The sequence below is a fragment of the Stieleria neptunia genome, assembly GCF_007754155.1.
Classification (GTDB): Bacteria; Planctomycetota; Planctomycetia; order Pirellulales; family Pirellulaceae; genus Stieleria; species Stieleria neptunia.
Window position 1 is genome coordinate 8565338 of sequence record NZ_CP037423.1, and the last position, 12789, is coordinate 8578126.

7 protein-coding genes are annotated in these 12789 nt (G+C 59.4%); 4 read left to right on the forward strand and 3 right to left on the reverse strand.

The genetic code is table 11. From position 1 onward, the window contains the following. Positions 1-10: 10 nt before the first annotated feature. Genes Enr13x_RS29820 through Enr13x_RS29830 form a run of 3 tightly spaced genes read left to right on the forward strand, consistent with a single transcriptional unit; the run spans position 11 to position 5786 of the window. Entirely contained in the window at positions 11-2269 is a 2259-nt protein-coding gene (locus Enr13x_RS29820; RefSeq protein ID WP_145390476.1) for a molybdopterin oxidoreductase family protein, read from the forward strand. A 39-nt stretch (positions 2270-2308) separates the two neighbouring features. Further along, positions 2309-4123 carry a NirA family protein gene (locus Enr13x_RS29825; RefSeq protein WP_145390477.1) on the forward strand — a complete coding sequence of 605 codons (1815 nt, stop codon included), beginning with the start codon at positions 2309-2311 and terminating at the stop codon, positions 4121-4123. 55 nt (positions 4124-4178) lie between these two features. Beyond that, entirely contained in the window at positions 4179-5786 is a 1608-nt protein-coding gene (locus Enr13x_RS29830) for a sulfite reductase subunit alpha (protein ID WP_145390478.1), read from the forward strand. Between the two features lie 156 nt (positions 5787-5942). Here Enr13x_RS29830 and Enr13x_RS29835 read toward each other — a convergent pair whose 3' ends face one another. Beyond that, entirely contained in the window at positions 5943-6584 is a 642-nt protein-coding gene (locus Enr13x_RS29835; RefSeq protein ID WP_145390480.1) for a response regulator transcription factor, read from the reverse strand. A 310-nt stretch (positions 6585-6894) separates the two neighbouring features. Here Enr13x_RS29835 and Enr13x_RS29840 point away from each other — a divergent pair, with 310 nt between their 5' ends. Beyond that, positions 6895-8346, forward strand: coding sequence for a sigma-54-dependent transcriptional regulator (locus tag Enr13x_RS29840; RefSeq protein ID WP_145390482.1), 1452 nt, complete (start codon positions 6895-6897; stop codon positions 8344-8346). Positions 8347-8571: 225 nt separating this feature from the next. Here Enr13x_RS29840 and purN read toward each other — a convergent pair whose 3' ends face one another. Then, a complete protein-coding gene (purN, locus tag Enr13x_RS29845) occupies positions 8572-9156 on the reverse strand; it encodes a phosphoribosylglycinamide formyltransferase (protein WP_145390484.1) in 585 nt (194 codons plus the stop codon). Further along, a complete protein-coding gene (ileS, locus tag Enr13x_RS29850; RefSeq protein ID WP_145390486.1) occupies positions 9153-12662 on the reverse strand; it encodes an isoleucine--tRNA ligase in 3510 nt (1169 codons plus the stop codon). The genes purN and ileS overlap by 4 nt, the downstream gene beginning before the upstream one ends. Positions 12663-12789: the final 127 nt, after the last annotated feature.

Genomic DNA, 12789 nt, shown 5'->3' on the forward strand with positions numbered 1-12789 from the left:
GACCACCGCGATGAGCATCGGATCCACCAAATCATTGACCCAAATCAACGACGAGCGTCGCCCGCGGTCCTTTGAGCTTCCCCAGCTGCTGCAGGCTCGCACGGGCAAGATGACCCGTGAACTGCTGCTCAACCCGGGCGACCATGGGCTGGGGATGACGCCCGAGTCGTTGCGTGCCGAAACAACCACCGTGGCCGCATGCGGCTATTGCGCCACCGGTTGCGGATTGCGTCTTCACGTCCGCGACGGACAAGCCGTAGGTTTGACCCCCGAAACCGATTACCCGGTCAACCTGGGCATGGCTTGCCCCAAGGGGTGGGAAGCCCTGGAGGTGCTCGACGCCGATGACCGAGCGACCCACCCGTTGCTGCGCGATGCCAATGGCGAACTCAAACGCGTCGACTGGGACACCGCACTGACGACGTTTACCGAGCGTTTGAAAGCCATTCAATCCGAACACGGCAACGATTCGGTCGCGTTCCTCAGCACGGGGCAAATCCCTTGTGAAGAGATGGCGTTTCTCGGCGCGCTGGCAAAGTTCGGGATGGGAATGCTGCACGGCGACGGCAACACGCGGCAATGCATGGCAACCGCCGTGACCGCGTACAAGGAATCGTTCGGATTCGACGCACCACCGTACACCTATGACGATTTCCAACAGAGCGATTGTCTGGTGTTTGTCGGCGCCAATCCCTGCATCGGGCACCCGATCATGTGGGAACGCGTGCTCCGCAATCCGAACTCACCCGAGATCATTGTGCTGGATCCCCGCCGGACCGAAACGGCGATGGCCGCGACACAGCATGTGCAACTGCGTCCCAAGAACGATCTGGCCATTCTGTATGCGATCACCCAGCACCTGATTGCATCGGATTTGGTCGACCACGAATTCATCGCGGCACACACGACCGGATACGATGAACTGGCTTCCCACGTCGCGGCGTTCACCCCCGACGCCGTCGGCCCCGCTGCCGGCATCTCCGCCGACGAGATCCGCCGCGCCGCCGAAACGATCGGTCAGGCGAAGGCGGCGTCGTTGTGGTGGACGATGGGCGTCAACCAAAGCTACGAGGGGACTCGAACCGCCCAGGCGATGATCAACATCGCCTTGATCACCGGAAACATCGGGCGCCCGGGAACCGGTGCCAACAGCATCACCGGACAGTGCAACGCGATGGGGTCGCGATTGTGGAGCAACACGACCAACCTGTTCGGTCACCACAAATTCGAATCGCCCGAAGATCGCGCGCGCGTCGCAAGCATCCTCGGTATCGACGTGGACACCATCCCCACAGAAACCGGCTGGTCCTACGACCGAATCGTCGAGGGCATCCGCAACGACGAAATCAAAGGGCTGTGGGTGATCGCCACCAACCCGGCACATAGCTGGATCGACCGAGGCGACTTCAAAGTCTTGCTCGACAAGCTCGATTTTCTGGTGGTGCAAGACATGTACGCATCCACCGAGACCGCGCGGCTGGCCGATCTGGTGTTGCCGGCCGCGGGTTGGGGCGAAAAGGAAGGCACGTTCATCAACAGCGAACGGCGCTATGGGCTGCTCAAGAAAGTCCGCAAAGCCCCCGGCGAAGCGCTGGCGGATTTCCAGATCTTTCGCGCCGTCGCAGCCTACTGGGGCGTCGAAGACATGTTTGCCGATTGGACACACCCCGAAGCCGTGTTCGAAACAATGCAAGCGGCCAGCGCAGGCCGTCCCTGCGACATCACCGGAATCGACGGCTATCGACAGCTTGATCAATGCGGCGGCATCCAGTGGCCGTGGTCGCGTGAGGACGCGGCGGCGCAGCAGACGCCGCCCCAAGAACGTCGACTGTTCGCCGACGGATCGTTTTGCCACCCGGACGCCAAGGCACGGTTGATCGTTGACAACATCACGCCGATGCCCGAACCGCCGGACCAAGCATTCCCGATTCTGTTGATGTCCGGACGCGGCACGGTCAGCCAGTGGCACACGCAAACACGGACCAGCAAGAGCAAGGTTCTGCGAAAGCTTTACCCCGAGCGGCCGTATGTCGAAATCCATCCGACCGACGCCAGTTTGATCGGCGTTCACAACGGCGACACCGTTTCGGTGCGTTCACGACGGGGCGAAGTCTTCGTCACCGCGATGGTCACGCCCACCGTCCAGCGAAATCAAGCGTTCATCCCGATGCACTATGACATCATCAATGAACTGACACTGCGGCATTTCGATCCCCATTCACGGCAACCGAGTTTCAAGGACTGCGCCGTGGCGATCCGCAAAGCCTAATCCGCCATCACTTCCACTGACCAACGACACCGTCTGACCATGTCCAACGATAAAGCGTTCACCGAGGAACAAAAACAATTTCTTTCCGGATTCGCGTTCGGTGCGGATGTGGCGCGCGCCGTCAGCGGATTGCCGGTCATCAGCAACGGCAGCAGCTGTGGCGGCGATGCATCGATCACCGTCGGCAGCAAAACGACGACGACGCTGCCGATCGGCCCCGAAAAGATCGCGTTGATCGCCCAGCAAGAAACCGAGTCGGCCGGAAAAACGCTCTGCAAGGAAGAACTCGCCAAGAAAGAGAAGAACCCGCTGGACATCTGGGACGAGATGCAGGCCCGCAGCGATGCCGGCGAGTTTCCCAAAGGGACCGACGTGTTCCTGCAAAAATTCCACGGACTATTCTACGTCGCGCCGGCACAAAACAGCTACATGTGCCGCATGCGGATTCCGGGCGGATCGCTGCGGGGCTGGCAACTGGCCGGTCTGGCCGACCTGGCCGATCGATCGGCCGGCGGCTATTTGGACGTGACGACGCGGGCCAACCTGCAATACCGCGAGATCCCCGCCGATCAAGCGATGAACATTCTGTATGGGTTGCGCGAATTGGATATCGTCAGCCTGGGTTCCGGCGGCGACAACATCCGCAACTGCACGGCAAGTCCGCTTTCGGGCATCGACACGTGCGAATTGATCGAGACGATCCCGTTGGCCAAGCGGATGCACCATTACATCTTGAACAGTCGAGAAATGTATGGGCTGCCGCGGAAATTCAACATCGCCTTTGACGGCGGTGGCACCATCAGCGCCTTGGATGACACCAACGACATCGGCTTTCACGCGGTCCGCATCGACGAACAACACGCGACGGCCGACTTCCCTGCCGGCGTGTACTTTCAACTCACACTCGGCGGCATCACCGGGCACAAAGATTTCGCCCGTCCCACCGGAGTCCTGCTACGCCCCGACCAATGCCTTGCCGTCGCCGGCGCCATCGTTCGCGTGTTCGTCAAATCCGGTGATCGCACCGATCGCAAGAAAGCGCGACTGAAGTACGTGTTGGACGATTGGGGGTTCGAAAAATTTGTCGCCGCCGTCGAAGAACAACTCGGTCGGACGCTCGGCCGTTTCGACGAATCCAAATTGACCCGATCGGTCGCCGAAAATCGTCTGGCCCACATCGGGTTTCACCCGCAAGCCCAAGCGAACAAAAACTACGTCGGTGTCGTCTTGCCGGTCGGGCGGATCACCAGCGACCAGGCTCGCGGGCTGGCGCAAATTGCCGACGAGTACGGGAACGGTGAGATCCGTTTGACGGTTTGGCAAAACCTGCTGATCCCCAACCTTTCCGATGCCGACACCGACGCCGTTAAAGAACGACTGACGGAACTGGGACTCGGATACGAAGCGAGCAGCTTTCGAGCGGGGCTGGTTGCCTGCACCGGTAGCGGAGGCTGCAAATACGCCGCGGCCGAAACCAAAACCCAGGCGATGGCGCTGGCCGAACATCTTGAATCCCAATTCAAACTGGACAGCCCGATCAACATCCACTTGACCGGATGCCACCACAGTTGTGCCCAGCACTACATCGGTGACATCGGCTTGCTGGGCTGCAAAGTCGAAAAAGGCGACGACATGGTCGACGGGTACCACGTGCACCTGGGAGGCGGCTGGGGCGACCGCCAGGGGATCGCTCGGCTGATCTTTGAATCGATCGCTTTCGAAGATATGCCCGATTTGATCTCCGCCATCATCGGCGGCTACCTGGATCAACGGCGCGACGGCGAGACGTTTGTTGAATTCACCGCCCGATCCTCCGATGACGAATTGAAATCCCTCGCCCGAGCCTTGGTTTGAACCGCATTCCACTGACATCCAAAGAAGATTCGACTCCTTCCCCCCTTTGACTGCCATGACAACCAGCTTTATTCCAGAATCGGCACCTTTCAACGACGAACAACGTGCCTGGCTGAACGGATTTTTCTCCGGCATGATGGGCATGCAACCCGGCGGCGACGCCTCGGCCGTGATGAACGCCGCCGGACTGTCGGCCGATGCCTTGCCGGGGGTGATGGAACCGGAAAAAGAAGAAGAGGAAGACTTTCCCTGGCACGACGACTCGCTGCCGATCGTCGATCGCATGGAGTTGGCCGAAGGCAGGCCCGTCGAACGACGCCTGATGGCGGCGATGGCACAACTGGATTGCGGCTCCTGCGGCTACCTCTGCAAATCCTACAGTGAAGCCATCGCATCGGGAGAAGAAACCAACCTGACGCTCTGCAGTCCCGGCGGCAAAGAAACGTCCAAGATGATCAAGAAGGTGCTGAAGGAATCCGGTGACACCGCAGCACCAGCGGGCAAACCCGCAGGTGGCGCCGCGGCCAACGGGACGTCACAACAGGGCTACACACGCAAAACACCGTACGACGCCAAGTTGATCGAGTCGCGGCCGCTCAACGGTGAAGGCTCGGCCAAAGACACCCGTCACATCGCCATCGATCTGGGTGATTCAGGCATCCAATACGAAGTCGGTGACGCGCTGGGAATCTACCCGACCAATTGCAACGAACTGGTCGAAGCCATCGTCCATGCCATCGGCGCCGATCCCAATCTGTTGACCGTCACACCGGCGGGAGACCCCAAATCACTCGCCAACGCGCTCGGCGAAGAGTTCTGCCTGAAAGACCCCAGTGACGAGTTACTGGAACTGGCACTCAGCCGTGTTTCCGATCCGGCGACCAAAACGCAACTGTCACAAATGCTGGAAGAAGGCGCACCGGACGGTTTTGACGTTTTGGATGTCCTGCAGTTGGCGGGCGATGTGCCGATCAGTGCCACCGAGTTTCTGGAAACGCTTTCGCCCTTGAACCCCCGACTGTATTCGATCGCCAGCAGCCAGGCGTGCGTCGGCAACCAGGTTCACCTGACCGTTGGCAAAGTCACCTACGATCGAAACGGTCGATTGCGAAAGGGCGCCGCCAGCACCATGCTCGCCGATCGCTTGGAACCCGGTGCCACCCTCCGCGTATTCACACAAGCCAATCACGGCGGGTTCACCGTCCCTGCGGATCCCGCCAAGCCGATGATCATGGTCGGTCCAGGTACCGGCATCGCTCCATTTTTGGCGTTCCTGCAAGAACGCGATGCGACCAAGGCGACGGGCAAGAATTGGTTGTTCTTCGGCGACCAACATGCCGCCACGGACTTCTTGTACCAGCAGGAATTGCAGTCGTATCTCGACACCGGATTGTTGACCCGGCTGGACACGGCCTTCAGTCGCGACGGGACGGAAAAAGTTTACGTCCAAGATCGCATGAAACAAAACGCCGCCGAACTCTGGAGCTGGCTGCAATCGGGAGCGCACTTCTATGTTTGCGGTGACGCCAGCCGAATGGCCGTCGACGTCGATCGCACGCTCAAATCGATCATCGCATCCGAAGGCGGACTCTCCGACCAAGCCGCCGCCGACTATGTCGCAAAGCTGAGCAAGGAAAAACGCTACGTCCGCGACGTCTATTGAAGCACTAGTGCTGCGTCAACTTTTATTCTTAGGGTACCGCGGAAAAGGGGTCAGGTACCAAAAATGCGAAGCACCCTGCGGGCCATTTGGTTTTTGGTACCTGACCCCTTTTCCGCTCGACAAACGCAGGCTCGAAAATTGAAAGCTGACAAAGCACTAGTCGACCAGCCCTAACCGAACGGCCCGGACCGCAACGTCGGTGCGATCCGAGGCCCCGGTCTTGCGCAAAATGTTCTGCACGTGTTCCTTGACGGTCTCGACACTGATCCCCAATGACTTGGCGATCTCACGGTTGCTCAGTCCGAACGCGATGTGACGCAGCACCTGGGCCTCGCGAGACGTCACCGGCAATTCCGGTGGAAGCTGTTGCGAGCGAATCGTCTCGGACATCTTTTTGCGAACGTTGTCCAGACGGCCACCCGGATACGCCGATCCGTTTTCGCACGCATGGCTGAGCGTCTGTTCGATCTTGGTTGCCGAATCACTCTTGAGCACGTAATCATGAGCCCCGTTGGCAACCGCTCGGGCAAGATAAACGGGGTAGTCGTACGCGCTGATCAAGACGACCGGCAAGTCGGGATGCGACTGGCGTATCGACATCAACAGCGTCAATCCGTCCATCTTCTTCATCTGGACATCGATCAGCACCGCGTCGAATCGGTCTTCATCCAGATGCCGCAACGCGCTCTCGCCGTCGGGAACCATTTGCGCGACGCTAACCGCCGTCCCGACCAGTAACTCCATGAGCCCGAGACGAGCTGCTTCATGGTCATCGACGACCAGCGTTTTTAACGACATTGCGATCCTACGTGCTTCTGATTTGATTCCAAATCGCTCCAGCTGACGCCTGGGAGCGGACTCTCCTAAAAATGGCGTATTTGCGACTGAAGTGTGGGTCTAATATGAGAATATTTCGCATATCCCCCTAGCCCAACCCCCCAAAATGGGCGCACATTTGCAAAAACAGCAGTAAGACTGGGGGGAGGGCACAGCGAAACACACGATTTGGATTTTGCTCGGACGCTAACGGCAACGTAGGAAAACGTGAGAGAGAACGCGTCTGCTGTCGCGCTCGGCCCCGATTCCTCGCACGATCCCCACGCCCGACATGAATGAATCCGCCTCCATTTTGCTCGTCGACGATGATTGGCACTTGGTCCAGTCGATGGCCGAATGGCTGCGGGAAATTGGACACACGGTCCACGTGGCGGATTGTCTAAACGGCGCCAAAGCGAGCCAGGCCGAACATCGTTTCGACCTGGTGATCACGGACCTTCGCCTGCGTGACGAAGACGGGTTCGAGCTGATCCACCACACGCGGCAAAAGCACCCGGAAACCACGGTGCTGGTGATGACCGGTTACGCGACGCCCGACACGGCGATCGAAGCGATCAAAGCCGGCGCGTTCGACTTATTGACCAAGCCGCTGATCGACGACGAGTTGAATCTGGCGATCAGCCGCGCGGTTTCCCAACGAGACATCACGTTGGAGAACCAAAAGCTCCGCCAGCGACTCGATAGCCGAAGCGGGCTGGAGAACATTCTCAGCCACGACTATCGGATGATGAAAATCTTCGACGTGATCGATAGCGTGGCCGATGCCAGGGCATCGATCTTGATCACCGGCGAAAATGGGACCGGCAAAAGCATGATCGCCCGTGCCATCCACGAACGCAGTGCACGTCGTGGCAAACCGTTCGTCGAAGTCGCCTGCGGGGCACTACCGGACAATCTGCTCGAGAGCGAATTATTCGGCCACGTCAAAGGTGCGTTTACCGGCGCCAGCGGCGACCGAGTCGGCAAGTTTCAATTGGCCGACAAGGGCACCTTGTTTCTGGACGAAATCGGAACCGCGACCGCGGCGATGCAGGTCAAACTGCTGCGAGTGCTTCAGGAATTTCAGTTCGAACAACTCGGCGGCACGCAAACACACTCGGTCGATACGCGGGTGATCCTGGCGACCAACGAAGACCTCTCCCGCGCGGTGACCGAAGGCTCGTTCCGACAAGATTTGTACTACCGGATCAACGTCGTCAACATCGTGCTGCCCTCGCTGCGAGAGCGCGTCGGCGACATTCCTTTGCTGGTCGATCACTTCCTCCGCGAAGCCGCTGAGACGTGCGACCGGGAGATCGAAGGCTTTGATCAACACGCCATGGCCACCCTGCAAGCGTATCGTTGGCCCGGCAACGTTCGACAATTGCAAAACGTCGTCGAGCGTGCGGTGCTGCTGTCTCGCGAGAACGTGCTGACACTGGAAGATTTGCCGCCGGAGATCTTGGGCCGCGTGGCAGATCCGCTGGCATCGGCGATCCCACAGACCGCTGGCGAAAACACGCTCAAACCCTTCGCGATGACACCGGCCAGTTATCAAAACAAGAGTCTACGCGAAGCACTCGAAGGCCCCGAACGCGAGATCATCCTGCATTCGCTCCGCCGCCACAATTGGAACCGAGCGGCAACGGCCGACGCCTTGGAAATCAATCGCACCACGCTCTACAAAAAAATGAAGCGGCTGGGTCTGGACGATCCAAGACTGCAATTCGCCATGGAAGGGTAGCAACGTGGGGTAAGCTTCCAGCTTGCCTCACGTCATCTCACCAGCCTTGTTCCCAGGCTCCACCTGGGAACACACTGTCTCGGAGGCTCCCGCCTCCTGGCTGCCGCGGGCATGTGGCGGGAGCCACACCGGCCTTACGTTCCAAGGCAGAGCCTTGGAACGAGGTTGAAGTGGGGTGAGCTTCCAGCTTGCCAGACGTCACGCACCGCGTGACCGGACGTCATCTCAGCTCAACGTCCGCAGCGCCGCCGGCAGGGCGTCGCATTCTTGCTCAAAAACTCGGGCGGCGAGCGTGTCGGGTGTGTCATCGGGGAGCACGTCGCAGGCACGCTGCAGGATGATCGGGCCGTGGTCGTACTGGTTGTCGACAAAGTGCACGGTGCAACCGCTGATCGTCACGCCGCGCTTGATCGCGGCTGCGTGGACATTGTGACCATACATGCCTTGGCCCCCGAACGCCGGCAACAGCGACGGGTGAATGTTGATCACGCGGTTTTCGAAATCGTCGGGGATCAACACGTGTTTCAAAAACCCTGCCATCACGACGTACTTCGCGCCGCAGCGGCGAACCGGGTCGAACATCGCGTCACTGTAACTCGCATCATCATGATCACATTTGCGAATCACCTGGGTCTCGATGCCATCGACCTTGGCGATCTCGACACCGCGGACGCCGCCGCGACTGCTGATCACCAACCGGACATCGATCGGCAGGCCGTGCTCGTCGCGATGCCGCAACAGGTTTTCCAGCGTCCTGCCGCCGCCGCTTAGAAACACGGCGATCGGCAGTTTGGTCGTCTCGCCGCTCATGACGCGCTCGCCTTGGCGACGAACACGCCGCCGTGCTCCGACGCCGCCGAATCGACGCCCTCGATCGTGCCGATCTCCAGCGAGTCGGCCAGCGTTTCGTTGCAGATGTTCGATCGGTGTTCCTCAATCGCTTGGGTCACCTCGTCGCTGGCTGAATCGATCGCGACGCGGATCCGATCGGTGTACTGGCAATCGATCGCTTTGCGTTGATTCTGGATGCCGCGAATCAGATCGTTGGCGATCCCTTCACGCTGCAACTCCGGCGTGACTTTGGTGTGCAACACGACAACGGAACCGAGCCCCTGAGCCGCCGCCCAGCCCTCTTTGGCCTGCAAGCGGACTTCGATGTCGTCCCCATCCAATTCGATCACGTTGTCACCGAGCTGGAGCTTCACAACACCGTCGGCTTGCAACTGGTTCAACAATTCGTTTCCGTCGGCATCGGCGAGTGCCTTCTTGACCGCCGGCACTTGCTTGCCGACTTTCGGGCCGAGTCGTTTGAAGTTCGGAACAACCGTGTATTGGACGTACTGGTCGCCTTCGGTCGTGTAGTGAACCGCTTTGACGTTTAATTCTTCACGCACCAGGGCATCGTGGTTTTGCAGCCACGCGATCTGGGAATCATCGGTCAGAATCACCGTGACTTCGGACAACGGCAAACGCACCTTCAGTTTCTCACTCGCCCGCGCGGCGCGTCCCAGCGAAGCGATCTCGCGCAACAGACGCATCGAATCGGACAGATCGGTATCGATCCGCTCGGCGTCGACCTCGGGAAAATCACACAGGTGAACGCTGCACAACGTCTTGTCGCCGAAGGGTTCGGTCAACCGTTGCCAAAGGGTATCGGCCAGAAACGGCGTGAACGGAGCGGCCAGCTTGACCAGTTCCAACAGCGTTTCATACAGCGTCCAATAGGCGTCGTGTTTCTCTTGCGAATCCTTGTCGGCGGCCCAAAACCGATCGCGGCTGCGGCGGACGTACCAGTTACTCAACCCGTCCAAGAGCGAAGAGATGGCTTGGCAGGCGTTGTAGTTATCCAAGGCGTCCATGCGGTCGATCACTTTGGCGGTCGCCTGGTTGAGTTCCGACAGAATCCAACGATCGATCTCGCTCCGCTCCGATGCCGGCCGGTATTTCGGCGCCGATGCCAGCGACGCCGGCGTCAATTGATCGTCGGCCGCGACGGCGTCACGCGGATCGAACCCGTCGATCTCGGCATAGATGGTGAAGAAGCTGAACGTGTTCCACAGGCGGAGCAAGAACTCGGGGATCGAATCCTTGATCGACTGCTCGGCATAGATGATCGAGTTCCAGGGCGCCTGATTGGCAAACAGGTACCACCGCAACGCGTCCGCACCGTAGCGGTCAAAGATCTCTTCGGGGCTGCGGTAATTCCGCAGACTCTTGGACATCTTGCCGACTTGTTTGTTGAATTTCTTGCCGGCATGCTGCTTGGTCTCGGACTCTTCCAACAGGATCGTTTTCTTTTTCTCGTCGTCTTCATGCTCCCACCATTGGGAGAGCATCAACCCGAGCACGATGCAGTTGCGGAACGGCAGCGGATAGTCGAGATCTTTGACCTTCGGTGTTTCCGCTTCGGAGCCCGGTTCGGCGACCGATGCCCCTTCGCCGAACAGCATCGTCGCAATCGCCAATTGGCTGTAGAACCAACCACGGGTCTGGTCGATCGCTTCGCTGATGAAGTCGGCGGGGAATTGCGATTGGAATTGCTGGTCACCGGTGTGCGGCCACCCCCATTGGGCGAACGGCATCGCACCGCTGTCGTACCAACAATCGATGACCTCGCTGACCCGCCGCATCCGTTTGCCATCGGCGAAGGGCGAATCATACGTGACTTCGTCGATGTACGGTTTGTGGACCCGCAGATCGTCGACCAATTCCGGATTGGCCGCTTTGGCGTCCAACCAGACTTCGGTGCCTTGGACCCCCGGCTTGGCCAGCAATTCCTCATAATCGCCGACCGCTTCCATGCGCCCGGTTTCTTCGCACACCCAGATCGGCAGCGGCGTGCCCCAGTAACGTTCACGCGACAGCGCCCAGTCGACGTTCGATTCCAGAAAATTCCCGAATCGCCCGTCACGAATGTGTTCGGGTTGCCAGCCGATCTGCGAATTGTTTTTCAGCATCAAGTCGCGGAACTTGGTCGTGCGGATGAACCAGCTTTGGCGCGGGTATTGGATCAGCGGGTCTTGATCGGCCCGCCAACAGAACGGGTAATCGTGCAGGTACTGTTCCTGCAAGAACATCAACCCGCGTTCTTTGAGGTCGCGTGAGAGAGCCTTGTCGGCGTCTTTGACCCAGACGCCGAGGAATGCTTCGGGCACCGCTTCATTGAATTTTCCGTCTGGGCCGACCGCACAGAGCAATTCGGGTTGCTCGCCCTCGACAAACCGTCGTCGCTGTTCGTCATAGACTTCATAGTCGACTTCGCCGAACGCCGCCGCTTGATGGACGATCCCCGAACCGCTGTCGGTGGTGACAAAGTCGGCCGCGACGACGCGCCAGTAGTGGTGCTCCGTTTGGGCGTCACCGCTGGGCGACCGCAGCGTTCCGGTCGGGTCGCCGGTCGATTTCAGGTAGCCGTCAAACGGCGGCGTGTAGCGCAGACCGATCAGATCGGTGCCACGACACGTTTCCAACAGCTCGAATTCGCACTTCGCTTTGTCCGCGATTTTGTCGACCAGCGCCGACGCCAGATAAAACTCTTCGCCGGTTTCGCCGTGCTTGACCAACGAGTAGTCCAGTTCTGGATGAACGGCGGCGTACATGTTGCTGGGCAACGTCCACGGGGTCGTGGTCCAGACCAACAGACTGCGCGAGGCATCGTCCACCAGGGGGAATTTGACGTAAACACTCGGATCGGCGACTTCCCGATAGCCCTGACCGACCTCGCCCGCGGACAGGGCTGTGCCACCCTGAGCCCACCACCAGACGATCTTGTGGCCTTGGTAGAGCAGCCCGCGATCGAACAGATTCTTCAGACTCCACCAAACACTCTCGACGTAACTCTGGTGATAGGTCACGTAGGCCTGTTCGAGATCGACCCAGAATCCCAGTCGTTCGGTCAATCGCTGCCACTCCTGCATGTAACGCCAAACCGATTGCTGGCATTTTTGGATGAAGGGCTCGACACCATAGGCCTCGATTTCCTCTTTGCTGTGGATCCCCAGCTCTTTGCCGACCTCGACTTCGACGGGCAGCCCGTGCGTGTCCCAGCCCGCTTTTCGCTCGCAACGATAGCCCCGCATGGTCTTGTAGCGGGGAAAGACGTCCTTGATCGCGCGGGTCAGACAGTGGCCCGGGTGCGGCATCCCGTTCGCCGTCGGGGGACCCTCAAAGAACACAAAAGGAGGTGCATCGGCGCGGCGCTGCAGCGATTGCTTGTAGACGTCGTTTTGCTGCCAAAACTCCAGCATTTGCTCTTCCAGAGCCGGAAATTTGGGGCTGGCGGGGGCGGCACGAAACGGGGCAGCGGAGTCAGACATCGTTGTCATGGGAAGCTGAAACGGGTTTTTCGGAGCGAATGCGAAGCGGGATTGTAATGGGATTTCGGCGTTTGACGTAGGCGGAGTGTTGGGGGAACGCGGATCGGTTTACGGGGTCGGTCTCGCC